Raw genomic sequence first — 22,624 nt, forward strand, 5'->3', positions numbered from 1 at the left:
TCCGTTAGAAGGATGGCGGAAAAGGGTGTTTAACTCCATGGAGTGAATTGTGTTAACATGGAAGAGGAGGGATCGTTATGAATTCGTTGGATATGACAGAACTATTGTCTGAAGCATATAGATTGGCTGATCGAATCAACGAATCGGAGGAAGTACACCGATTTATCGAAGTAAAACGGGCCTTATCCGAAGATGGGGATGCGCGGAAGCTCATCAAGCAATTTCAAACAAAGAAAGAACTCTTTGCTGAAGCACAACGTTTTGGCCATTTTCACCCTGATTATCATCGTGCAAAAGATGAAGCGAAAGCTTTTCTGACGGAGATGAAGAAGTATCCCTTAATTAAGGAGTACTTAGAATTAGAGGAGACAGTGGATCGAATCCTTTATGAAGTGAGCCAACGCATTGCCCATTCTGTATCAACTGAAATTAAAGTTCCCGTTAATGATGAGATTCAGGCGTTGCGTGAAGCGAACCAGAAACGGCGAAAAAGTTGTGGGTAAGCATGAGATTGAGAAAGTCTAGTAGGTGGTTTACTTTATTGGGTGTAGCGTGTTACCATAAAGTAGGATCCTTGTTTAAGGATGACTGATATAGCAACCATTCTCCTAACAATGGAAGAAGTATTAATAAAGGAGACACGACCCCATGTCGATGATTATCGCGGAACGGCTTGGTTTGGCCGTATGGGTGAAGGATCTTAAGGCAGCCCGCTCGTTGGGGCGCATGGGTAATATCCACTACGTGTCGAAGCGGCTAAAATATGTGTTTTTGTATATTGATGGTCAGAAAGCCGAGCAGACGATTCGCAAAATCGAGCGATTATATTATGTTGAACGTGTACAACGTTCCCTTCGCCGAGAGTTGTCAACGGAATTTCATAAACTGAATCAATCCCCGACCCAATAGGCGGGGATTGATTCATTCCAAGGGATGTGGTGGGCTTCTACACGTGAGAGGGCTACTTTTTTTCATGGATATGTTTCGTGTATCGTAATTTTGGTAAACAGATTCTTTAAAGGGAAGAAAGCGGGTCGTAATATGAACACATGGAAACGAAATTTGTACATTTTGATGGTGGCTCAATTCCTGGTAATGGGTGCCATGAGTATGATTATTCCCTTTCTCCCACTATATCTCAGGGAATTAGGTATGAAAGATCCTGGTCAAACGCAGCTATGGGCGGGATTAATCTTTGGGATCAACTTTTTATCTGCTTTTTTGGTGGCTCCCATATGGGGAAGTTTAGCGGATAAAGTAGGACGTAAGATTATGGTGCTCCGATCTGGTTTTGGTATGTCCATTGTGATATTGCTGACAGGGCTTGCTACAAGCCCGTTACAGCTTCTTTTATTACGTCTACTAAATGGTACGGTATCCGGTTTTATACCCGCTTCGATTTCTTTGACTGCAACGAACACCCCGAAAGAAAAATCTGGCTATGCACTTGGCTTACTTCAGTCAGGTGGAGTAGCGGGTAGCATTATGGGACCCTTTATTGGTGGGGTATTGGCAGAAATTATTGGGTTTCGCTCGATTTTCTTTCTCACCAGTATGGTTGTTTTTATAGCAACGGTTGTTGTCCTTCTCTTTGTAAAGGAAGAAGTAAAACCTGATCCCTCAGCTCCCCGACAAGGGTTCTTTTCAGAGGGCTCCTTTGTTCTACATCAAAAGCCCCTTGTGTTCTTGTTTAGCGTGGGCTTCTTATTGCAATTTGCGATGTTAGCACCCATGCCACAAATGTCTTTATTTGTATCGGAACTCGGGGCTCCAGGGGGATATATCGCATTTTTTGCTGGCCTAGTGACCGCAGTTACGGGGATAGCCAATATGATGGCTTCTCCCTTTTTAGGCAGGTTTGGTGATCGGTATGGGCCTGAGCGCATCCTTTTTTACTCCATGATAGGAGCAGGGGTTGTCTTTATTCCCCATGCCTTTGTTACTGGGGTATGGCAGTTGCTTGGGCTCCGCTTTATATTGGGTTTATGTGTAGGTGGGCTTCTTCCTTCATTAAATACGTTGATTCGTCGATATGCTCCCGCTGGAAAAGAGAGTACAGCCTATGGATATAGTACGAGTGCGACATTTCTTGGTAATATGCTTGGGCCCATCACTGGAGGATTTATGACAGGGGTTATTGGCATTCGCGGTCTATTTATTTTGACGGCGGTTATGCTTTTACTAGGATCTTGGTGGTTAAAGATAGGATTGAATCATAACCGGCAGACATCAAAACAGAGGGTATCACGTCATGTTTCCTCAGCCTGATCGCATAACAGCGATCAGGTTTTTTTGGTAATCACAGAATTAGGCGAAGGATGTCCAACCCTATGACACCTAGTTGACATAGAAATATAAAAGAAAGACATTGTTGGGATTCGCCTGACAGTGGAAATTATTAAAGGAGTGTTTGGTATGAAAGGTGTAAGAAAAGCAGGTTATCGTCAGGGTCGCCCTGGTCGTGCTGGCATCAATAGTTTTGGCTATGGTGCTGGTTTTGGCGGCCCTGGTGGCGGTTATGGTTTTGGCTACGGCGGCGATGGCTGTTGGGGAGGGTGTGACGGCGGCTGGGGCGCAGGCTGGGGCGGCGGCTGTGGTGGCGGCGGTTTTGGCGGTGGCTGTGGTGGCGGCGGTTTTGGCGGTGGCTGGGGCGGCGGCGGTTTTGGCGGTGGCTGGGGCGGCGGCTTTGGTGGCGGCTGGGGTGGCGGCTTTGGTGGCGGCGGCTTTGGTGGTGGCTGGGGGGGGCCTGGAATCTGGTAAAAGGGACTCATCCAAGCAAAAGAATAGGATAAATCTTCCTTTGTTTTACCTATTAATGGATAAACGGCCTGTCTGGCCGTTTTTTTCATGAAGGAGGTGTGTGCTTTTTTGAAAACAATGAAGAATTCTTGCGCTATCTTGCTGGAAGAACCGTCATAAATCCCTTACAATGTAAGGGAAGAGATGGTACGGAGAAAAAGGAGCGGAGTCGTTGTGGGTATTTTTGACGATTTAAAGAGTAAATTGGGAAAAGGTTATGAGGCGACCAGTCAAAAATCAAAAAAGTTATTAGATATCAGTCGATTAACCTTGCAAGTACGGGGAAAAAAAGAGTATGAGAATGAGTTGCACATGAGACTTGGGCAATCCCTCTATGACCGTTGGGATTCCCATGGGAATTTAGAGATGACAGATCGTACTCGTTCCTTACTTTATAATATCAAGGATTTGCGAGAAGTTATTCAATCGATGGAGGACCAATTAACTGAGTTGAGAAAAGAAGAAGAGCAGACGATTTCTTCACATCCTACCTTAAATCGGACGGCTACACCTTCTCCACAAACTTCCCAGACAATTTCTTACTCTGAAAGGCACACCATTCCTTTACCAGAAAACGACGAGAAACTCCAAGATAGCAGAAGAACCAATGATACAGAGGAAGTCACCGCGATTCAATCCCACTTACATGGGGTACAGAATGAGAATGTTCCTGCTCAAACGAATAAGGCATGGAATCAAGAGCCGTCCTCAACTTCTTGGGAATCTTGGGAAGGACAAGGTATATTCCTGTGTCCGCATTGCGGAAAAGAGGTAAAGGATACAGAGCAACGTTGTCTACATTGCCAAGGTGAAATCTATAGTTAGCGTGTAGCCTTTTAAAGGGGTGAGAGCAAATGGCTTCAAGAAAACTGGAGCAAAAAGTAAAGTGGGTTCTAGGTTCCTTGACAAAAAAAGCAGACACTCCAGAAGGATCGCGTCGAATCCTTGATAATTTTAATGCGAAAGTGGATCGTGTTGGAGGGATTCAAAAGATTATAGGGAAGTTAAAATTACTCTATGAATTCTTTCGACATCCAGCCACAAGTCGTACAAAAAAAGCATTGGCGGGTGCTGCGTTACTGTACTTTATTATTCCAAGTGATGTATTGCCAGATATTATCCCGATAGCGGGTTATGTCGATGATGTTGCGGCAGTTGGAATCGTATGGAAAATGCTTGCAGGTGAACTGGACCGCTTTGAAAGACGGCTTCAAAATAGTGAGGAGAAATGCGATGATGAAGATAGTGAGAGGAATTGAGGAAAAAGGTTTTCTTTTGCTTCTGTTATGGGGTGAAGTTTGATACAATAATAGGGAATCTTGTTGGGCTATGTCAATATAACAAAATCATTGAAATTATTACTGAATTATACATTCCCCAAATTCGTGGTAAAACCTGATCTGACAAGAGTCATCCTCAACGGATTTGGTTCACTCAATAAGTTGATTTTCATGGGTCGCTTACATAGGGGCTAATCGAGGGAGTACAGACCAGAGAATCCCGATGAACGAGAAGAGGGCAATGGTTTCCTAAGGTCGAAGATAGACAGTAGGACATGGGAAAGGGGCAACGAGTGATGAAGCAGAAGTCCGTGGCGATTACCGTGACAAGCGGAAAAGGTGGTGTGGGAAAGTCTACCACTGTTGCATCCGTTGGCCTTGCATTGGCACAGTTGGGTCGCCAGGTTTGCGTGATGGATACAGATATTGGTCTTCGTAAGTTGGATTTAATGTTGGGCTTGGAAAATCGCATTGTTTATGATTTGGTAGATGTCATTGAGGGAACAAGTAAATTGCGTCAATCCTTAGTAAGGCATAAAGAATTTCCAAATCTTGCACTCTTGCCAGCTGCGCAGACAAGGTATAAAGAAGAGGTGACACCGGCTCAGGTTAAAGAGTTGGTCGATGATTTAAAGAAAGAATTTGAATTTATATTGATTGATTCGCCAGCAGGGATTGAAGGTGGGTTTCGTAATGCGATTGCTCCTGCGGATCGTGCGATTTTAGTCGTCAATCCTGAGATTCCATCGGTTAGGGATTCTGATCGTGTTATTGGGTTACTTGAGTCTGCAGATCTCGAAAAAATTGATTTGGTTGTGAATCGAGTACAACCAAGTATGGTAAAAGATGGCGATATGCTAAGTGTAGAACGCGTTCAAAATCATTTAGCAATCAATTTGTTGGGAATTGTACCCGAAGATCGACGAATAATTCGTTCCTCCAATACAGGTGAACCCGTCGTATTAGATGAGAAGTCCCTGGCTGGTCGGGCTTTTAATAATATTGCTCGGCGGATTAATGGTGAAGAAGTTCCCTACCTGGAATTAGAGGAAGGCAGCCTCATCCATCGCATCAAGCGTATATTTCACATCGCCTGATTAAAGTTACGAGGTGAATGTCGTGGTCTTTTTAAATATGTTTGGCAAGGATAAAGAGCGCCCTACAGCGGCGACGGCGGATGACCGCCTCTCCCTCGTGCTCAGTTATCAGCGATCCGATATTGATGAACGAAAGTTGAAGCAATTCCAGGCACGATTAATCGACCTTTGTGATGATTTTGGCTATGATGTGGTTGGACAAGTTGAAATTCGGCCGCAATCCAGACAACGAGATAATACGACCGTATTAAATGCCAGTATCCCGGTTCGCTTGAGGGAAAATCAGGAAGACGAAAAAAGCGCAGGTCTCTAGGAGACCTGCGCTTTTTCTTTATTCATAAGGTTTTATTTTTGTTGAGACATTCTTCCAAAAAACGGGTAATGACAACGGGAAATTCTTTATTATCCTGGAGGGTAAAGAGGGCAAAGGATACACGGGTGTGACCATATTCTTTCATTAATTCCATCAGTTTGTTACGAATGACTGTATTGGGACGGCCATATCGATTTTCAAAGGCCTTGATCACCATATCTTCTTCGGAAATGGTACTGGTAGCGTCTATGTTTTCAAGTAGGGACTCGGATTGTTGGTGAACTCTTTCCAGAGCGGCTGCGGCTTCTTCAGTATTGTCTTCGATAAAGGGTCGAAAGACAGGCGCACTTCCATCAAGATCACGAATAATGGGTCGTTGGATTTGCCAACCTTCTAACTTACGACGGCGGCGGGGGCGTGGTTCAGGCATCCGGTTAAATCGTTCTGGGAATTTTCGCCGTAAAGTATAAATTCGTTGATAGATGGCCCCTTGGGTACGGTTCAGTTCTTTTTCGAGTTTTGAAATCGCCGAGGATAAGGACTGACCCTGATCCATACAACGATTAACCCATTCAATCACCATATCTTCTTCATGATCTGACCAACTATTGAGTCGATTTTCTCCATCGCCTGATGGATTATCGTTATGGAATCGTTCAGGATATTGACTTCGTAGTTTGCGAACATGGGACATAATTCCAGCAAATCCACGATTTAAATCATTGGAAATTTCTCGAAGGATTTCCCGTTCGCGTAGCCCCTCGGCTAATCCCTCATTGATCTTTCCGATAATTTGTTCATTTTCTTCTTCAGTATATTTCCCTTTTTTGGTATCAAACATGTCATCCCTCTCCCCTACTGGTCTAGTTATATTGTTTAATATAACAGAAAAGAAATCCTGATTTCCACTAAAATATTAGATAAAGTAACTTTATGTAAGTGAAAGAAGTCCAGTTAGATTCGATGAAGTCCTAAGATGATCCCGATGAAACCGGGGTAAAATCCATAAATAATAAAAAACATCAAGTTGAATTTCTTTACCAAGTGTCCCTCACTTCGTATAAAACTACCTTTCTATGGCGATAAAGGAAATATACTCTGATAGGAATTAGAATTACCATATAATGTAATAATATCAACCATTAAACTTACAAGGGTTTTATTTAAGGATGGTAATCCTGTTGAGCACAAGGAAGGAGGAAAGTGAAATGAACCGAGTTGCTAATGATATCAGCACACTATTGACTTCACGATCACCTTCACCTGCTAGAAAATATTCATATCCTTGGGAATCTGAGGGGCCTATTCATCGTGATTGGGATGCTGTGTCAAAAGCTTCTCTTGTCATTCTGTGGGGATTGTTAGTTTATCCTCGATTGGATCCTGATATGAAGAAAAATGATGAACCCCATGTTCGGATAGATGAAGTACGGGATATGTTTTCGGATCATTTGGGGGCGGATGAAGAGTGGAATAGCGTGATGAAACAGTTGACAAAAAATGACTATATTCGTTGTTCTGAGGGGATTGTGTCTGCTGGAACGCGTTTGTGGACAGCAGTAGACGCATCGCGGATGTACCATCTCTTTAGGACCTCGGTGTTGGTACGTAAGATGTCCACAAGGAATGGTGGCAACAAACATAACGGATAGGTACCTAAGCAATTGCTTAGGTACCTATCCGTTAGTCAATAATAAGGTAGTAATAAGTAGCTTTCTGGGAAAGAATGATTAGTGATCCTTCAGGGATTCAAGGAAGAGTTGCAATGTTTTTCGTTGGTCTGGAGAAAGGTGAAGGGCGATTTGAACCAACTGTTGAATATCCTCAGGAAGGTGAGAATCCGTAATGGTTTGGGTTTGGTGTTTACCTAAACGATTAATGGCCTCTTCAAGAAGAGCGCGCGCTTCATCAAGTTGTTTGTAACTTTGAATCAATAATTTTTCAGTGGGGGAGTTCATTCCGATCCTTTTACTCCTTTGTGGAGTCGAGTAGGTGATCGAGCTCCTGTTGGATACGAATCAGCTCATCCGTATTTAATTGTTTCAAGTCCCTAATCATCGAATTTAACTTCATGGAGCGAAATTCTTCCAGGAAGGAAGGTTTTATACGGGTTTCCACAGTCATGGGAACCCTCCTTTCCAAACAACAAATTCCTTGGCTTGATCATGTGAGTGACATTCATTTTATCAAAATTTAGGGAATCGTCAATGACGATTTGCCAGGTATTTTTCCTGAATGTGTCATATTTTCATGGTGTACGAGGCTGATCCCTTGCTTATCAGCTAATTGACCGATGGATCGTACTGTGGGGTGAAGCTTGTAGGTTTATGAGGATCGATCATAGGGAAAACAAAGGATGGTTCAGACATCACAAAAAATCGATCCATCTCTTTACAAATGAGGTGTTTTTCATGAAGGATCCAATACAAGAAATCAAGAATTTGCTTCTAGCGAAGAAAGAAGAATATAAGCAGGCAGTGGAACGCCATGAGTTTCTCGAGCTGCATGAAATTAAAGAAGATATAAAAGCTCTGCAGATTCAGTGGCAAGAACTAGCAACAGAGAAAGTACAGGAAAAACGGGTTGTAGGCGATTAAAAAAGAAGTGGACGTGGAGACGGAATCCACGTCCACTTCTTTTCTTTTTAATTGTAAAGAATCCATTCCCAGAAATTCACACGCATCGGGATCGGACTTGAATCACATGATATAGGTACCATCTACAAGGAGGTGAAACCGACATGCAACAACGTGAACGCAACTCCAATCAACTGCTAGTTCCTGGTGCTGCTCAGGCTCTTGATCAATTGAAATACGAAATTGCTTCTGAATTTGGTGTTCAACTTGGTCCTGACACCACATCTCGTGCCAACGGTTCTGTAGGTGGGGAAATTACTAAGCGTCTTGTCGCTCTAGCTGAACAACAACTTGGTGGCGGTGCTCGGTAATACAACTCTATAATCTGGTTTTGCCGAGACAGCGGGAATTCCCGCTGTCTTTTGCGTGGTGAAAGGATCGGATTAGAAAAGTGTCGAAGTTTTTTGAAGCATTGCCTAAATTCGTGTAAGGAGGAGAATTTGAAAATGAAAATGCCTGAATATTATAATATGACACACGATATTGATCGTCATGCCCATGATCCCATGCAAGTAGCTCTTCGTTGGGAAAATGAACAGGGTGTTACACGCATGATTACTTATCGTGAACTAAAACAACGCTCGGATCAATTGGCGCAAGGGTTTCTTGCGAGTGGATTAAAGAAAGGGGATCGAATATTCATTCTTCTTCCCCGCGTCCCTGAGGCAACGATGACCTATATGGGGGCCTTGAAAGCAGGGCTTACGATTATTCCAGGCTCAGAAATGTTGCGTCCTGACGATATTCGATATCGAATTGAGCATGGTGAAGTAAAAGCCGTTGTATTTGACGCATCCTTAGAAAATGAAGTCTTACAAGGACTCGAGGGCACGAGTACGGTAAAAATGGGTTATGTATTAGGGGAGACCCGAACTGATCAATTCCAATCCTTATTACGCATTGGCCATGGTGTAAAGGAGCAACCTTTACCGAAAACTCGCTGGGATGATGTCGCCTTTATTTCTTATACATCAGGAACAACAGGAGGGCCTAAAGGGGTGATCCATGTCCACGGTTGGGCGATTCCTCATCAACAGGTAGCTGCAAAGGAATGGATGGATATAAGAAAAAAGGATACCGTCTGGGCAACAGCGGGACCGGGTTGGGCAAAGTGGGTATGGAGTCCATTTATCTCTACCCTGGGATCGGGGGCAACCGCATTGGCTTATCAAGGAAGATTTTATCCAGAAAAAACCCTCTCCCTTATCGAAAAATATCATGTCAATGTTCTTTGTTGTACACCCACAGAATATCGTTTAATGGCAAAAGTCGATGGTTTGGAACGGTATAATTTATCGGATTTACGAAGTGCTGTTAGTGCAGGAGAACCTTTAAATGGGGAAGTCATTAATACCTTTCGCCGTTATTTTCAGGTCGATGTACGGGATGGATACGGTCAAACTGAAAACACTTTATTAGTGGCGACAATGAAGGGGATGAAGGTCAAAGCAGGTTCAATGGGGAAACCTACAACCTTGAATCAAGTGGAGATAATTGATGAAGAGGGAGAATGGGTTCCTGTGGGTCAAGTTGGTGATATTGCCATTCATGAAGCAGCGCCTGGATTATTCAAGGGATATTATAAGGATCCTGAACGGACGGCAAACGCCTTTCGAGGGGAATGGTATTTGACGGGAGACCGAGCACGTAAGGATGAAGATGGGTACTTTTGGTTTGAAGGTCGTGGAGATGATATCATTATTAGTGCAGGGTATACGATTGGTCCTTTTGAAGTTGAAGATGCGTTAGTGAAGCATCCTTTGGTTCAGGAATGCGCGGTTGTAGCCAGTCCGGATTCATTAAGGGGTTCGGTAGTTAAAGCCTTTATCGTGTTAAAGGATGGACAAGAACAAGAAGGGTCCGATTCTTTGATGAAAGAACTACAAACCCACGTAAAATCCTTAACCGCTCCCTATAAGTACCCACGAGTCATTGAATTTGTGACCACGTTACCAAAAACAAGTAGTGGTAAAATTCGACGTATTCAATTGCGCGAGCAAGAAATGGAAGGATTTAAACACATCCACGATCAATGATGATAAAAGAATGGGGTGTTCCTTGAACCCCCTTGTTACGTAGGGTATAATTTTTCTGAATTGCAAAGAAGGGACCGGGTACAATGCGCATATTTCCTCATGGTAATGTGGTTAACTTTACTGATTCGGTTCGAGAGATGACGGCTTCAGAGTTGGAGCAACTGCTTTCTACTCAGATTCATTCGCATTCCTCTGTCGTAACCGGTCATCTGGATATGAAAGCAGAGGCGGTTTATTTATATGGACAAGCGGAGCGGTTTCAAATTAATGAAGAGGCAGGAGAGGTTATAGTTACCTCCCGTTCCGTGGATGATCAGCCTTATGAAGCTCGATTTTCCTTCGATGATCTTCTTCTCAGTCACGAAATGCACTTTGATATTATTGTGGATAACGATCAGACGATTCGCTATCCTGTCTATTACGTAACCTTTGCAACGGAAGAAGGGGAAAAAACCCTCTTTTTTGCTCAACAAGAGGGTGTGGAAGAGCCTCTTCATTATGTAACCGAGTTTTGGATGCAAGCAGGTGAGACAGGACGGGATACTACCTTTGAGTCTGGAACATGTTCCATTCCGCCGGACTTCCCTTCTTCATTTAAAAAATGAAAAAGGCTACGGTGCTCCTTTTTCAAGGGTTTCAAAAAACTGTGGACAAGCTACTATTTGTCGACAGTTTTTTTCTTGAAATTAATTAAATAAGCGATTTTTCCTACGAAGAGCGGGAACCATTAGTAAAGAGAGGATCAAGAACAGGGGTGAAAGCAACATGACAAATGCTCAATCTAGCTCCATTGAACCGTTTGCTATGGTGATATTTGGTGGTGCCGGTGACTTGGCACAAAGGAAGCTATTTCCGGCCTTATATACATTACATCGAAGTGGTTTTTTACCTGAGAACTTTTCTGTGTTAGGTGTGGGTCGCTCCCCACGGGAGACAAAGGAATATCGACAATTCTTAAGGAAAGCCGTCATGCAGTATGCACGAATCAAGGTGGAGGATGAAAATGATTGGTCAGCCTTTGCTGAACGCTTTGATTATCTTCCTGTTGATGTGAATGATGCAAGTTCGTATAAAGAGCTGGCGATAACGGTTGCAAACCAAGAAAAGCAATTCTCTTTGCCAGGCAATCGACTTTTTTATTTAGCGGTGGCTCCCGAACTTTTTGGTACCGTTGCAGAAAACTTAAAAGCGGGTGGGTTAACAGAAAAGGAGAACGGTTGGAAGCGGTTAGTGATCGAAAAACCCTTTGGGCGTGATTATCAATCAGCAAAATCTTTGCAAGCACAAATTAATGGTTCATTCCCCGAGGATGAAGTTTATCGTATCGATCATTATTTAGGAAAAGAAATGGTGCAAAATATTGAAATGCTTCGTTTTGCCAATTCGTTGTTCGAAAATCTGTGGAATAATCGGTACATCAGTAACGTCCAAATTACTGCGGCAGAGACGGTTGGGGTCGAAAATCGCGCTTCCTACTACGACCATGCAGGAGCCCTTCGCGATATGGTGCAAAATCATATCTTGCAGTTATTGATGATGGTTGCCATGGAGCCTCCAAGTCGATTAAAACCAGAGGCGATCCATGATGAAAAAGTAAAGGTGTTACGTTCGTTGCGTCGCTATGATGAGGAAGATGTGGATCGTTACATCATACGGGGACAGTATACGGGAGGTCTGATGGATGGAAAAGAAGTTCCTTCTTATGTGGCGGAAGAAAATGTTCCAGCAGATTCGGTAAATGAAACCTTTGTAGCAGGTAAGCTTTATATTGATAATTTTCGCTGGTCAGGTGTTCCCTTTTATATCCGCACAGGGAAACGAATGGATGAAAAATCAACTGAAGTTGTCATTCAGTTCCGTGATGTTCCGAAAAACTTATACTTTAATAAAGACAATGACTTGGGTCCGAACCTTCTCGTCATCAAGATTAATCCTGAAGAGGGACTTGCCTTGCAAATCAATGCTAAGAAACCAGGAGTGGCGAATCAAGTCGTTCCCATTGTGATGGATTTTTGTAATAATTGTGGAGTGGATACCCCAGAGGCCTATGAAAGCCTTATTCGTGATGCCTTGGAAGGGGATCGTACTTTCTTTACCCATTGGGAAGAAGTTTCCCTAGCATGGAAGTTTATTGATCCGATTCGACGGGCATGGGATAAAGACGGAGGAGAAAATTTGGCGACTTATGAGGCAGGTTCACAAGGTCCGAAGGAGTCGGATGCATTGCTGAATCGAGATGGCTTTCAATGGTATTCACCATACCATCCCATGGATAAATCAGTCATCCATGGACAGGAGATCAATGAATGAAAAAGGCAAGATGAAGGGAGTTTTTCGATGATGAAACTATACGATATCTCGATGTCAATCCACGAAGGAATGGCAGTTTATAAAAATAAACCAGAAAAAAAACCCACAATTGAATGCATCCAAGACTTTGATACCAGTTCAGCTAGAGAGTCTCGTATTTCTCTTGATGTACATACGGGTACCCATGTAGATTCACCTCTTCATATGCTCCCAGAAGGAGGGACGATGGAGTCTCTTCCTTTAGAAACATTGACGGGTGAAGCAAAAGTGTTAGATCTATCGGGTATATCTGGAGGAATTGGTTCTGCTGACTTAGAACGATTTGAAGTGGAAGAAGGCGATTTTCTTTTGCTAAAGACAAAGAACTCCCAACGGGATGATTTTGATTTTGAGTTCGTTTTTCTTGCAGAAGATGGCGCTCGTTGGTTAGCAGAAAGAAAAATACGGGGAGTAGGAATTGATGCGCTGGGAATTGAGCGGAATCAACCGGGACACCCCACTCATAAGTCGCTATTCCATGCGGGTGTGGTAATCATTGAAGGGTTGCGTTTAAGCGAAGTACCGGAAGGGATTTATTTTATGGTCGCTGCCCCCATCAAATTGATTGATACAGAAGCTGCCCCTGCACGCGTTTTATTATTCGATGGTATTCCGGTATAAATGATAAAAACATTTAGGGATCAATCAAATAAAAAACCTCTTGCCGCTCTGGTTGAGAGGTTTTTTATTTTATATTAAATAAAATAAAAAAAATACAGTAGGTTAAAGCCCTTTTTTAAATAGAGTGGGTGTCTGACGTGTGCATTACCCCAAGAATGACATACAAGTAGGGTGTAAAGGTCAGAGAGGCCCATTAAAGGAGGAGGGATCCCATGTCTGGTTCAGAATTAACAAAAAAACACTTCGCAGATTGGATCAATCAGACCGTTGGGAGTAATGTAGCCAACGAAAAAATAATGGATCAACTATTACACGATGCTAAAGCCAGCTATGCTCGTCAAGGGTTGGATGGATTTTTTGAATATCTTCGTCAACTCACCCAAGCTCCGTTATCGAATACGCAATTAAAACAAATGATGGATACGGTAATGGGGGCAGGAAATGCACCAGAAGCGTTCCGACAACTTTCTGGTCATACAGATATGCCTGAGGAATCGGTACGATTGGTTGAAGAAACCCAAGGAAAAGCGGTCAAAGCGAATCGCCGCCAGAGAAGAAAAGGGACAAAGGGGATTCGCGGCTAAAAAATGGGCTGCTATAGCAGCCCATTCAAAAATGTCATCGTCGATTCTTTTTGTTTGACATCACCTTGTCAACTAATGCAGGCAGACTGGGTGAATTGAGAAGGTCATAAAGGCTATCACCACTTTTGGAAAAGGGCTTTGGTGGCGCAGGAAGTTGATTCTTCGCAACTGGATTCGATTCATTTTTGGAATCTGGATCGGAATCATTTGATGAATTGGCTTTCTTTACAGGTTTAATCTCTGAGAGGGCTTTTAGGACATTTTGCAATGCATCCTTGTCGCGAATGGCTTCAGTTAGGTTGGAGACGACACTAAGCCATTGGTCCATCTTTGAGGCGTAAGTGCGAATCTGTTGTGAAAGAGAGTGGATATCATCCATCCGTTGGGAGAGGCGAGGAGACTTTGCAACCTCTCGTGAAGCAGAGATGGCAGGAGAGTTGACAGTCTTACGATGTGGAGATGATTTTTTTCTCTGGGCTCTTTTCCGAGTAGGTCGTGAGGGTGAGGTGTACAGTTTTGGCGGTTTCAATGGCACCACCTTCCTATCATTTAGATCTGGATCGGTCTCAATATATTCAAGCCAGGGTTTAACAGTGAGTGAAGGAGATGAGTCGACATGACGAAGCCCGATTGGTTGCCGGGCACGTTACCGATGTTCAACCGTAGACCACGGGTGAGAAAAATCTTTCATTTAAAAGGCTACAGGAGTCCTAATTTTTGCCTTCGAGAGATGAATCGATGCGGTGGACGCCCGGTGCGTGTACTTCCTCAGTTAGGGGTAGTGATCGGAGAATTTTATGGGGAAGATGGTCTATATAGTCTTGAAGGTCATCCTGATGTTGCCTACTGGGAACCAGATTCCCGTGTGACGATTACTGACCCTTATATTGGAGAGGTCTCGGAGAATACTGATCGGCTTCCCTGGGGTGTCAAGCGGATCGATGCCCATAAGGTATGGCGTTATACCAAAGGACGCAATGTGAACGTAGCAGTGATTGATACAGGAATTGCTAGCGATCACCCGGCTGTACGTGATAATTACAAGGGCGGAATCAATATCCTCTCTCCGATGTTTACGCCCCACGATTACAATGGTCATGGTACCCACGTTGCGGGAACGATTGCAGGTCGCGCTGAAGATTTATTAGGAGTGGCTCCACGGGTTAATTTGTATGCGGTTAAAGCATTTAACCGGAAGGGAAGTGCCAATCTTTCGGACTTGTTATCCGCAATTAATTGGTGTATCGAGAATAAAATGAATGTTGTGAATATGAGTTTTGGGATGGCAAGGGTATCCGATACCTTAGGGCAAGCCATACGAACCGCTTACCAAAAAGGACTTGTAATGGTTGCAGCCGCAGGGAATCAGGGAACCTCTGGGGAGATTGATTATCCGGCTCGCTTCTCTGAGACGATTGGCGTGACAGCCACCGACCGAGGGGGAGAGATTGCAAGTTTTAGTAATACAGGTCCTGGTGTGGACATTGCAGCGCCAGGGGATAAAGTAAGCTCCGCATGGCTAAATCGAGGCACACGAGAAATGAGTGGCACGTCGATGGCTGTCCCTCATGTTGCAGGAACCGCTGCACTTCTCCTTTATCTTCGTTCCGAACTCACACCGGATCAGATACGAAAGATTTTAATGGATTCAACCGTTTCGATTTCACATAATTCAGATGTTGGATTATTAAATGCACATCGATCGGTTCAATTATTGGCAAGGTATATGGGGCGGTATGTACCATGAGGAACCAAATAAACAGAGGTCAGAGCCCCTTTTGGGACGCTCTGACCTCTGTTTTAATTAATGGATAAGGGATGAGTCTAAGTGAGCACTTCCTGCACCTTGGGAATTTTTATCCTCTTGAATATCGCTTGCGTGCTTTATTAATGCTTCTTTGATCTGATCCGGTGACCAATCAGGGTGACGAGTGATGAGTAGGGCAACGAGTCCAGCCACGATGGGGGTTGCCATGGAAGTACCAGATAATGTGCAATAATGCTCGCCGACACGCGTTTCTGGAGACATCTTATCAATGTAACATCGTTTCACGCGTAAGGAGACAATATCGGTTCCAGGTGCTACGATATCCGGTTTAGAGATTCCATCAAGGGTAGGGCCACGGCTGGAAAAAGAGGCAATCGTTTGTTTAGTACCATTGGGTTCTCCATGGTCATCAGTCGCTCCCACGGTGATAATTCGCGGATGATTACCAGGGCTTGATATCGTACCCGAGTCGGGACCATCATTTCCTGCAGCAGCGACAACAACGATGCCATGCTCCCAAGCTCTTTCAACAATTTGCGAGACGGGATCATCTTCGTAATTGGTCATACTTCGACTTCCAAGCGAGAGGGAAATCACTCGTATCTGATACTGTGCACGATGATCAATACACCATTGAATGCCTGCAATCACCGTGGACAAATTACCTGAACCTTCACGGGCGAGAACTTTGACACCAATCAACTTTGCTTCAGGTGCAGGACCGCGATAGTTTCCCTGAGAAGAAAAACCATTCCCTGCAGCATCTCCTGCACAATGGGTACCATGACCATTGTCATCGTAGGGTTTCGTTTTATTTTTAACAAAGTCCTTAAAGGCGATGATACGGGATTGAGGTTTTGTTAAATCCGGATGAGGATGAATACCTGTATCCACAATCGCGATCGTTGCCCCATCCCCTTCATTGTCATGCTCCCAGGCGATGGGGGCGTTCGTTGCTTTGGTCGCTACATCAAGTAGGGTGTAGACTTTTCGATCCAGGTAAATTCGTCGTACTTCTGGGCATGTGACGGTTTCTTGTAACTGTTTTAGGGTGAGATGTACGCGATAAGTTTGAATGCTGGAATAATAGGTGGAGTGTGAAGCATGGGAACTTTGGAGGTTCTTTTGCAGAGCACTGCTGGTGATCGTCTCTTCATTGAGCTGGACTAAAACAGGAAGGCGACGAAAGCGTTGAAGTGCTGGTAAGAACGCGCGGTGCATGATACAAGGCACCCAGCGGAGAATGGATAAACGACGAATCAAAGAGGTTCTTAAATCTGAATCCATTCGTTTTCCATGTTGGCGGATCCATTGGAATTCAGCTAGGGCCATCTTCTATCGATCTCCTATCTATGAATTTCATCTCATAGCAGGATATGTCGTAAGCCCCTGTGAGGTAACCACGTTTGCCTAGTGAGGTGTTTCTTGCTTAAGTAAATTTTATGTTAAACTAATGGGGTAAATTGCAGAGATTGAGAGAGGTTGAAGCGACTACCTATGTTGAATTCTCAGCGCCGCCGAGATGAAAAAGAATTTACTTTTCAACGGCTCCATATTTTGTGGTTGACAGTATTTCTATTATTCGTAGCCTTACTTCTGCGATTGAGTTGGGTACAGTTGAGTAGTGGGGAAACCTATCACCAATTAGCAGCAGAAAATAATTTTAAACAAATCCCCATTGTTGCGCCTCGGGGAAACATCGTTGATCATGAAGGGAAACTTCTCGTAGGGAGCCAACCGCTATATACTGCCATTTATCTAGAAACGGATCAGACCACAGAACAAAAACGAATGACCGCTAAAAAGTTGGCTGCATCCCTGGGGATGTCCCTAAAGGAAGTATTAAAAAACATGGATGTAGGATTGGATACGAAGGGCAAGCAAGTGGCACGGAAACAACCCCCGTACTATCCAAAAAAGATTAAAGATCGATTAACAGAGAAGGAGGTGGCTCGATTATCTGAACATCCTTCGGAATTTAAAGGGGTGAACGTGATTCTTGAGCCACTGAGGGAGTATCGCAAGGATTCCTTTGCTGTTCAGACGCTTGGCTATGTTCGCCCTTTCCAAGGAGCTAAAAATTCCCTTGAAAAGTATAAAAAGGCATCCAAAAAGTCAGATAGTGACGATTATCTCGATTGGGAACAAGTAGGGATGGATGGTCTGGAATATAGCTATCAAGATCAATTGCGAGGAAAAAACGGGTACCGTATTGTTCGGGTTAATTCAGCAGGAAAAGTACAGGAAGTTATTAAAAAAGTGAATCCGCGTTCTGGAAATAAGTTGTACACCACATTGGATGAGAAGATGCAACTAGAGGCAGAAAAGAAAGTTGAACAACATCTTTCATATTTACGAAATCAAGCACCTGGTAGAGATCGGTCTCCCTATGCTCGGAATGCCTATGCGGTGGCAATGGAAGTAAAGAGTGGACGAATTCGTTCGATGATTAGCTATCCCGACTATGATCCGAACATATGGAACGGTTCTGTCACATCGCAAGATTATAATAAATTGGCATATACCATTCGCAATGGAACCATTTCGGAAGCTCCCTATGATGCTAGGTATGCAGATGACCCCGATAAGGAATACCGTCGTCATCCACTGTCTGTACTTCCACTCGGATCGACATTTAAACCGATGATGGCACTAATGGGGTTGGATAAGGGGTTAATTACAGCGTATACTCCCTTTAAAGATCCAGGTGCATTCTATTATGCACCATCGACTGCACCGATTCGAAATTCAAGTAACCATAATTATGGCATGTTAAATGTGAAAAAAGCATTAGCCAAATCAGCCAATACTTTTTTTTCTTGGGTCGGTAGTCGGTGGTATCATAAAGATGGGAAAAAGAGTGTAAAAGAGTTTCAACAATTGACACATCAGTTTGGACTCGGTTCCATGTCCGAAGTTCCGTTAAAAGGAGAATCAGATGGGACAGAGGATTATCTGTCGATTGCGGATCGATATTCTGGTTTGAGTGGAATGGTGTTAGCTTCCTTTGGACAGGCCCAACGTTATACAGCCATGCAATTGGCTCAATATACAGCGACTGTAGCAAATAACGGGAAACGAATGAAGCCTCAATTGGTCGAAAAGATTGATAAAAAAGGAAAAATCGAGGAAATTAAGCCTGAACTGCTGAACACCTCAGAAATTGATGCGAGTCACTTCAAAACGGTAAAATATGGAATGGTTGCTGTTACCCAACCAGGAGGGACTGCGTCTCACTTGTTTCGGGGTCTTCCGTTTAAGGTTGCTGCGAAAACGGGGACGTCTGAACAGGATATTCCTGGGCGTGGGCGCGTGGAAAATTCGGTTTTTATTGCGTTTGCACCAGCAGATGATCCCCAGATAGCCGTAGCAGTAATTGTTCCAGAAGGAGGCTATGGAGGCCGTGGTGCAGGTCCGATAGCAGAGAGTTTAATTACCAATTATTACAAACGCTTTATGAAAGAAAAGAAATAGCTAGCCGACAAAAAAGGACCGTTATTATGAAAGATCCCACCCCACAAAAGTGGGGTGGGATCCAATATCATGAGGTTACTTCTGTTGATTCCCTTTGTTTGCTTGAGACTGCTTGTTTTGCTTCCGAACTTGTTGAGCGTTCGTTGTAGCAGAAGAAGCAAATTCGTTCTTGTACTGTTGCTGTTGGTTACGAGCAGCTTGTTGAGCTTGTTGAGCGTTTGCAGCAGAAGAAGCGAATTCGTTCTTGTACTGTTGCTGTTGGTTACGAGCAGCTTGTTGAGCTTGTTGAGCGTTTGCAGCAGAAGAAGCGAATTCATTCTTGTACTGTTGCTGTTGGTTACGAGCAGCTTGTTGAGCTTGTTGAGCATTTGCAGCAGAAGAAGCGAATTCGTTCTTGTACTGTTGTTGCTGTTGAGCTGCATTCTGCTGTTGATTACTTGCAGACTGCTTAGCATTCGCAGCAGAAGAAGCGAATTCATTCTTGTACTGATTCTGTGCTGCAGCTTTCTGCTGTGAATTCTGAGCAGCTTGAGCATTTGAAGCAGCATTTGAAGCAGAAGCAAATTCATTCTTGTACTTGTTTTGCTGACTAGCTTGCTGATTTTGCTGGCGAACCTGTTGGGCGTTAGTTTTGGATGCCCCTTTTGGTTGGTAAGCCATGGGTATCACCTCCGTGGCTAATATTGTGTCCCGAAACAAGGGAATCACTCATATAAATGTCGACTATTTATTGGTTGAGGAGGACAGCAATGAAGGACCAGCTACTGATAACGGCTTTGAAAGCATTACCGAAAAAAACCATTTCTCGATGGACGGGAAAGTTTGCTCGTTCATCCTTGAGTCGTCACATTATTCCTTACTACATCAAACGGTTTAATGTGGACATAGCGGAAGCGGAACACCCAGTGGCCGCCTATCCCACCTTATTAGATTTTTTTGTGCGAGGGTTGAAAGAAGGAGCCCGTCCAATTAATTCCGATCCCCAAATGATTACCAGCCCAGTGGATGGAACGGTATCACAAAGTGGCCCGATTAAGGAAGGGATGCTGTTACAGGCAAAAGGTGTAACCTATTCTTTAGAAGCCCTGTTGGGTGGCGATGCCTCGTTATCTGCTCGTTTCCTTGGCGGAGAATTTCTTACATTGTATCTTAGTCCGAGGGATTATCATCGTATTCATGCACCTGTATCGGGTCAGGTAACGGAGTTTACCTATATTCCAGGTAGTTTGTTCCCTGTGAATGAACTGGGGGTACAACGTGTCCATGGACTCTTTGCACGGAATGAACGTTTGATTACTCTTTTGGAGACCCCATGTGGAGAGGTTGCTGTCATCAAAGTGGGTGCAACCAACGTGGGGAGTATTCGGGTGACGTATGAACCGGAAGTCTACACGAATCACCCAAAGAAAAAGAAAGTGGAGCGACGCACATATAAGAAACCTGTGTGGATTGATAAAGGGGAGGAATTAGGGCGTTTTGAGTTTGGATCCACAGTGATTCTTTTATTTCAAGCAGACCGCGTGAAATGGCTGAAACAGTTACAACCAGGGGATACCATACGAATGGGTGAAGCCCTTGCTCGTTGTCAAGTAGAGCGATAGGGAGTCGGGAGGATATTTATGTTTAATCATACACAATTGCCATTGCGTCGGTTTCGATCCTATTTTCCGATCGTCACCTGTCTCTTGTTGATACAATTAGGGATCTTTTTATTGATGACTTTTAATGGGGGTTCTACGAATGTCAATACATTATTACGATTTGGAGCCCTTGAACAAGCTCATTTGGAGCAAGGGGAATGGTGGCGATTAATCACCCCGTTGTTTATCCATATTGGAATCGCCCACTTACTCTTCAATAGCTTTGCTCTATATCTGTTAGGTCCTCAGCTGGAATGGTTATTCGGTAAATGGCGATTTATCCTTCTTTATATGGGGACAGGATTTTTTGCAAACCTTGCATCGACAACGCTCAATCCAATCGGCATTAAAGCAGGGGCATCAGGCGCGATTTATGGATTATTTGGGGTTTACCTGTATCTGATTTTATTCCGAAGGGGCGCCATGGATCAACAGGCAGGAAAGAGCATTCTTGCTTTAGTGGGTATTAACTTGGTGGTTAGTGTGATCAGTCCATCCGTTGATTTAGTAGGTCATTTGGGTGGGTTATTTGCTGGGATGTGTTTAGCGGGTCCCTTATTGCGTGGGAAATATGAAAAGCAGAGGGAGTACCCCGATGAATAATTAATTGGGTCTCTATACATGTTCAGGGAAACCGTTTAGGTGAAGTTTTTACCTAGACGGTTTTTTTGTAATCAAAAAGGTGTTGGGTAGACTAATGGGTGGTGAGGCCTATGCGTTTATTTGGAGATACAGATCGCTTGGATCGTTCAGCATGGTTACTTCTTTTGATCAGTGGCTTATTTGCCATATCCACTGCGTTATCCAATACCTTTGTAAATGTATACTTTTGGAAAATCAAAAATGATTTTGGTATGATTGGTCAGTTTCATTTAGCGAATTATCTAATGATGGCTGTGACTTTTATTTTTGCGGGCCGATTGGCAAAGCAAGTGGATCGGGTGATTGCTATCCGTATTGGTGTTGTACTTTTGGCGGCATTTTATCTATCGGTCTTGTTAATGGGAAAAGATGCAGTTAACCATGTATTATTGTTAGGAAGTTTTTTGGGAATCGGTTCGGGGTTCTTTTGGTTATCCTTTAATGTCCTTTATTTTGAGATCACAGAGAAATACAATCGGGATATTTTTAATGGATTTAGTGGGTTATTTACATCGATTGCAGGGATTATAGCGCCATTGATTTCCGGGTGGGTGATTACTCATATCGATCACTTTACAGGCTATCGCATCATTTTTAGTCTGTCACTCTTGGTTTTCTTGGCGGCTGTCGCAGTAAGCTTTATGTTGCAACGACGTAGTGCCAATGGTCATTACCAACTATCTGAAATCCTGAAACTGTGTAGAAAGCCAGGGAAAGGAAATCATTGGTTTTGGGTAAATTTGGCGATGATTGCACAGGGAATGCGTGAAGGGCTATTTGCTTTTTTAATCAGCCTTCTGATTTATGTGGCTACCCGGGATGAATTTGCTCTTGGGAGTTATCTTACCGTCTCCTCGTTAAGCGGATTAATCGCCTACTTTATCGTTGGACGTTATATGAGGATTAGTTGGCGAGATGAAAGTATTTTAGTGGGTACAATGATGTTAGGGATTGTCGCTCTTCCTTTGGTGTGGCATATTGAGGCCTGGACCTTAGTGATTTTAGGAGTGGGTTCGGCGCTCTTTTATCCCATTTATATGGTGCCCCTGACCTCTGCTGTATTTGATGTCATTGGCGAAAGTCAAGAAACTGCTGAACTTCGTGTGGAATATGTCGTTGCACGGGAGTTGGCTCTGAATATAGGAAGGATCTTTGCGGTTCTTGTCTTTTTATGGTGGGTGACTCGCATGCCCACCATGATTCAATTGCGTTGGTTGATCATTCCTTTTAGTTTTGTTCAGGTAATTACTTGGGTGATGATTCGCAAGGTACCCTTGTTGGAACAAGAATAATGGTTGTACAACCTCATTAACCGCATTGAGTTGCGGTTTTTTTTTGTGCGCAAAAGTGAAACGTGTTTTCTTTTGTTTCGTAGTAATTTAACA

27 protein-coding genes are annotated in these 22,624 nt (G+C 43.6%); 21 read left to right on the plus strand and 6 right to left on the minus strand.

What is annotated here, in order from left to right; translation table 11 throughout:
• Positions 1-77: 77 nt before the first annotated feature.
• The 8 genes from CHX35_RS08710 (at position 78) to CHX35_RS08745 (ending at position 5,489) form a co-directional block, all read left to right on the plus strand.
• The gene (locus tag CHX35_RS08710) at positions 78-503 is read left to right on the plus strand and encodes a YlbF/YmcA family competence regulator (protein WP_091836627.1); all 426 of its coding nucleotides are present in this window, start codon (positions 78-80) and stop codon (positions 501-503) included.
• Positions 504-648: 145 nt separating this feature from the next.
• Positions 649-909 carry a YlbG family protein gene (locus tag CHX35_RS08715; RefSeq protein WP_091836629.1) on the plus strand — a complete coding sequence of 87 codons (261 nt, stop codon included), beginning with the start codon at positions 649-651 and terminating at the stop codon, positions 907-909.
• A 132-nt stretch (positions 910-1,041) separates the two neighbouring features.
• On the plus strand, positions 1,042-2,268 hold the full coding sequence (locus tag CHX35_RS08720; RefSeq protein WP_091836631.1) for an MFS transporter: 1,227 nt from the start codon (positions 1,042-1,044) through the stop codon (positions 2,266-2,268).
• A gap of 147 nt (positions 2,269-2,415) precedes the next feature.
• The gene (locus tag CHX35_RS17525; RefSeq protein WP_176391988.1) at positions 2,416-2,760 is read left to right on the plus strand and encodes a hypothetical protein; all 345 of its coding nucleotides are present in this window, start codon (positions 2,416-2,418) and stop codon (positions 2,758-2,760) included.
• 213 nt (positions 2,761-2,973) lie between these two features.
• Entirely contained in the window at positions 2,974-3,624 is a 651-nt protein-coding gene (locus CHX35_RS08730) for a zinc ribbon domain-containing protein (protein WP_091836632.1), read from the plus strand.
• Between the two features lie 29 nt (positions 3,625-3,653).
• Entirely contained in the window at positions 3,654-4,058 is a 405-nt protein-coding gene (locus CHX35_RS08735) for a YkvA family protein (protein WP_091836634.1), read from the plus strand.
• Between the two features lie 317 nt (positions 4,059-4,375).
• Entirely contained in the window at positions 4,376-5,176 is an 801-nt protein-coding gene (minD, locus tag CHX35_RS08740) for a septum site-determining protein MinD (RefSeq protein ID WP_091836636.1), read from the plus strand.
• A 22-nt stretch (positions 5,177-5,198) separates the two neighbouring features.
• Positions 5,199-5,489: a cell division topological specificity factor MinE gene (locus tag CHX35_RS08745; protein ID WP_091836637.1), complete on the plus strand. Its 291-nt coding sequence runs from the start codon at positions 5,199-5,201 to the stop codon at positions 5,487-5,489.
• 22 nt (positions 5,490-5,511) lie between these two features.
• Here the strand turns inward: CHX35_RS08745 and CHX35_RS08750 are convergent, their stop codons facing one another.
• Positions 5,512-6,330, minus strand: a complete 819-nt coding sequence (locus CHX35_RS08750) for a hypothetical protein (RefSeq protein WP_091836639.1) — start codon at positions 6,328-6,330, stop codon at positions 5,512-5,514.
• Between the two features lie 367 nt (positions 6,331-6,697).
• Here CHX35_RS08750 and CHX35_RS08755 point away from each other — a divergent pair, with 367 nt between their 5' ends.
• On the plus strand, positions 6,698-7,141 hold the full coding sequence (locus CHX35_RS08755; protein ID WP_091836641.1) for a hypothetical protein: 444 nt from the start codon (positions 6,698-6,700) through the stop codon (positions 7,139-7,141).
• A 78-nt stretch (positions 7,142-7,219) separates the two neighbouring features.
• On the opposite strand, the gene CHX35_RS08760 is transcribed toward CHX35_RS08755, so the two are convergent.
• Positions 7,220-7,447, minus strand: a complete 228-nt coding sequence (locus CHX35_RS08760; RefSeq protein ID WP_091836642.1) for a hypothetical protein — start codon at positions 7,445-7,447, stop codon at positions 7,220-7,222.
• Between the two features lie 10 nt (positions 7,448-7,457).
• Complete coding sequence (locus CHX35_RS17530; RefSeq protein ID WP_176391989.1) at positions 7,458-7,613, minus strand: hypothetical protein; 156 nt, start codon at positions 7,611-7,613, stop codon at positions 7,458-7,460.
• Positions 7,614-7,900: 287 nt separating this feature from the next.
• Here CHX35_RS17530 and CHX35_RS08765 point away from each other — a divergent pair, with 287 nt between their 5' ends.
• From CHX35_RS08765 to CHX35_RS08795, 7 genes are all read left to right on the plus strand, one after another.
• Entirely contained in the window at positions 7,901-8,086 is a 186-nt protein-coding gene (locus CHX35_RS08765; protein WP_140413581.1) for a hypothetical protein, read from the plus strand.
• Between the two features lie 143 nt (positions 8,087-8,229).
• On the plus strand, positions 8,230-8,436 hold the full coding sequence (locus CHX35_RS08770) for an alpha/beta-type small acid-soluble spore protein (protein ID WP_091836645.1): 207 nt from the start codon (positions 8,230-8,232) through the stop codon (positions 8,434-8,436).
• 135 nt (positions 8,437-8,571) lie between these two features.
• Positions 8,572-10,161, plus strand: a complete 1,590-nt coding sequence (locus tag CHX35_RS08775) for an acetate--CoA ligase (protein WP_091836647.1) — start codon at positions 8,572-8,574, stop codon at positions 10,159-10,161.
• Between the two features lie 83 nt (positions 10,162-10,244).
• Complete coding sequence (locus CHX35_RS08780; RefSeq protein WP_091836649.1) at positions 10,245-10,766, plus strand: hypothetical protein; 522 nt, start codon at positions 10,245-10,247, stop codon at positions 10,764-10,766.
• 160 nt (positions 10,767-10,926) lie between these two features.
• A complete protein-coding gene (gene zwf / locus CHX35_RS08785; protein WP_091836651.1) occupies positions 10,927-12,471 on the plus strand; it encodes a glucose-6-phosphate dehydrogenase in 1,545 nt (514 codons plus the stop codon).
• 30 nt (positions 12,472-12,501) lie between these two features.
• Positions 12,502-13,131 (plus strand): cyclase family protein, encoded by a 630-nt coding sequence (locus CHX35_RS08790; RefSeq protein ID WP_091836733.1) that lies wholly within the window; start codon positions 12,502-12,504, stop codon positions 13,129-13,131.
• A 212-nt stretch (positions 13,132-13,343) separates the two neighbouring features.
• Entirely contained in the window at positions 13,344-13,715 is a 372-nt protein-coding gene (locus tag CHX35_RS08795) for a hypothetical protein (protein ID WP_091836653.1), read from the plus strand.
• A 34-nt stretch (positions 13,716-13,749) separates the two neighbouring features.
• Here CHX35_RS08795 and CHX35_RS08800 read toward each other — a convergent pair whose 3' ends face one another.
• Positions 13,750-14,244 carry a hypothetical protein gene (locus CHX35_RS08800; RefSeq protein WP_091836655.1) on the minus strand — a complete coding sequence of 165 codons (495 nt, stop codon included), beginning with the start codon at positions 14,242-14,244 and terminating at the stop codon, positions 13,750-13,752.
• An 87-nt stretch (positions 14,245-14,331) separates the two neighbouring features.
• Here CHX35_RS08800 and CHX35_RS08805 point away from each other — a divergent pair, with 87 nt between their 5' ends.
• A complete protein-coding gene (locus CHX35_RS08805; protein ID WP_091836657.1) occupies positions 14,332-15,462 on the plus strand; it encodes a S8 family peptidase in 1,131 nt (376 codons plus the stop codon).
• A gap of 57 nt (positions 15,463-15,519) precedes the next feature.
• On the opposite strand, the gene CHX35_RS08810 is transcribed toward CHX35_RS08805, so the two are convergent.
• Entirely contained in the window at positions 15,520-16,815 is a 1,296-nt protein-coding gene (locus CHX35_RS08810) for a S8 family peptidase (RefSeq protein ID WP_091836658.1), read from the minus strand.
• A 165-nt stretch (positions 16,816-16,980) separates the two neighbouring features.
• Here CHX35_RS08810 and CHX35_RS08815 point away from each other — a divergent pair, with 165 nt between their 5' ends.
• A complete protein-coding gene (locus CHX35_RS08815) occupies positions 16,981-18,957 on the plus strand; it encodes a peptidoglycan D,D-transpeptidase FtsI family protein (protein WP_091836660.1) in 1,977 nt (658 codons plus the stop codon).
• Between the two features lie 75 nt (positions 18,958-19,032).
• On the opposite strand, the gene CHX35_RS17840 is transcribed toward CHX35_RS08815, so the two are convergent.
• Entirely contained in the window at positions 19,033-19,617 is a 585-nt protein-coding gene (locus CHX35_RS17840; RefSeq protein ID WP_091836662.1) for a hypothetical protein, read from the minus strand.
• Positions 19,618-19,706: 89 nt separating this feature from the next.
• On the opposite strand from CHX35_RS17840, the gene asd reads away from it, so the two are divergent.
• The 3 genes from asd to CHX35_RS08835 all read left to right on the plus strand — a co-directional run bounded on the left by asd (position 19,707) and on the right by CHX35_RS08835 (position 22,531).
• Positions 19,707-20,558 (plus strand): archaetidylserine decarboxylase, encoded by an 852-nt coding sequence (gene asd, locus CHX35_RS08825; protein ID WP_091836663.1) that lies wholly within the window; start codon positions 19,707-19,709, stop codon positions 20,556-20,558.
• 18 nt (positions 20,559-20,576) lie between these two features.
• The gene (locus CHX35_RS08830; protein WP_091836665.1) at positions 20,577-21,200 is read left to right on the plus strand and encodes a rhomboid family intramembrane serine protease; all 624 of its coding nucleotides are present in this window, start codon (positions 20,577-20,579) and stop codon (positions 21,198-21,200) included.
• 110 nt (positions 21,201-21,310) lie between these two features.
• The gene (locus CHX35_RS08835) at positions 21,311-22,531 is read left to right on the plus strand and encodes an MFS transporter (RefSeq protein ID WP_091836667.1); all 1,221 of its coding nucleotides are present in this window, start codon (positions 21,311-21,313) and stop codon (positions 22,529-22,531) included.
• Positions 22,532-22,624 lie beyond the last annotated feature (93 nt).

This window comes from Marininema halotolerans (assembly GCF_900116235.1).
GTDB lineage: Bacteria > Bacillota > Bacilli > Thermoactinomycetales > DSM-45169 > Marininema > Marininema halotolerans.

What these genes read in the sequence shown, in the direction of transcription:
- CHX35_RS08710 (WP_091836627.1), top strand. Translation starts at nt 78, where the DNA reads ATGAATTCGTTGGATATGACAGAACTATTGTCTGAAGCATATAGATTG.
- CHX35_RS08715 (WP_091836629.1), top strand. Translation starts at nt 649, where the DNA reads ATGTCGATGATTATCGCGGAACGGCTTGGTTTGGCCGTATGGGTGAAG.
- CHX35_RS08720 (WP_091836631.1), top strand. Translation starts at nt 1,042, where the DNA reads ATGAACACATGGAAACGAAATTTGTACATTTTGATGGTGGCTCAATTC.
- CHX35_RS17525 (WP_176391988.1), top strand. Translation starts at nt 2,416, where the DNA reads ATGAAAGGTGTAAGAAAAGCAGGTTATCGTCAGGGTCGCCCTGGTCGT.
- CHX35_RS08735 (WP_091836634.1), top strand. Translation starts at nt 3,654, where the DNA reads ATGGCTTCAAGAAAACTGGAGCAAAAAGTAAAGTGGGTTCTAGGTTCC.
- minD (WP_091836636.1), top strand. Translation starts at nt 4,376, where the DNA reads ATGAAGCAGAAGTCCGTGGCGATTACCGTGACAAGCGGAAAAGGTGGT.
- CHX35_RS08750 (WP_091836639.1), bottom strand. Translation starts at nt 6,330, where the DNA reads ATGTTTGATACCAAAAAAGGGAAATATACTGAAGAAGAAAATGAACAA.
- CHX35_RS08755 (WP_091836641.1), top strand. Translation starts at nt 6,698, where the DNA reads ATGAACCGAGTTGCTAATGATATCAGCACACTATTGACTTCACGATCA.
- CHX35_RS08760 (WP_091836642.1), bottom strand. Translation starts at nt 7,447, where the DNA reads ATGAACTCCCCCACTGAAAAATTATTGATTCAAAGTTACAAACAACTT.
- CHX35_RS17530 (WP_176391989.1), bottom strand. Translation starts at nt 7,613, where the DNA reads ATGACTGTGGAAACCCGTATAAAACCTTCCTTCCTGGAAGAATTTCGC.
- CHX35_RS08765 (WP_140413581.1), top strand. Translation starts at nt 7,901, where the DNA reads ATGAAGGATCCAATACAAGAAATCAAGAATTTGCTTCTAGCGAAGAAA.
- CHX35_RS08770 (WP_091836645.1), top strand. Translation starts at nt 8,230, where the DNA reads ATGCAACAACGTGAACGCAACTCCAATCAACTGCTAGTTCCTGGTGCT.
- CHX35_RS08775 (WP_091836647.1), top strand. Translation starts at nt 8,572, where the DNA reads ATGAAAATGCCTGAATATTATAATATGACACACGATATTGATCGTCAT.
- CHX35_RS08780 (WP_091836649.1), top strand. Translation starts at nt 10,245, where the DNA reads ATGCGCATATTTCCTCATGGTAATGTGGTTAACTTTACTGATTCGGTT.
- zwf (WP_091836651.1), top strand. Translation starts at nt 10,927, where the DNA reads ATGACAAATGCTCAATCTAGCTCCATTGAACCGTTTGCTATGGTGATA.
- CHX35_RS08790 (WP_091836733.1), top strand. Translation starts at nt 12,502, where the DNA reads ATGAAACTATACGATATCTCGATGTCAATCCACGAAGGAATGGCAGTT.
- CHX35_RS08795 (WP_091836653.1), top strand. Translation starts at nt 13,344, where the DNA reads ATGTCTGGTTCAGAATTAACAAAAAAACACTTCGCAGATTGGATCAAT.
- CHX35_RS08805 (WP_091836657.1), top strand. Translation starts at nt 14,332, where the DNA reads ATGACGAAGCCCGATTGGTTGCCGGGCACGTTACCGATGTTCAACCGT.
- CHX35_RS08810 (WP_091836658.1), bottom strand. Translation starts at nt 16,815, where the DNA reads ATGGCCCTAGCTGAATTCCAATGGATCCGCCAACATGGAAAACGAATG.
- CHX35_RS08815 (WP_091836660.1), top strand. Translation starts at nt 16,981, where the DNA reads ATGTTGAATTCTCAGCGCCGCCGAGATGAAAAAGAATTTACTTTTCAA.
- CHX35_RS17840 (WP_091836662.1), bottom strand. Translation starts at nt 19,617, where the DNA reads ATGGCTTACCAACCAAAAGGGGCATCCAAAACTAACGCCCAACAGGTT.
- asd (WP_091836663.1), top strand. Translation starts at nt 19,707, where the DNA reads ATGAAGGACCAGCTACTGATAACGGCTTTGAAAGCATTACCGAAAAAA.
- CHX35_RS08830 (WP_091836665.1), top strand. Translation starts at nt 20,577, where the DNA reads ATGTTTAATCATACACAATTGCCATTGCGTCGGTTTCGATCCTATTTT.
- CHX35_RS08835 (WP_091836667.1), top strand. Translation starts at nt 21,311, where the DNA reads ATGCGTTTATTTGGAGATACAGATCGCTTGGATCGTTCAGCATGGTTA.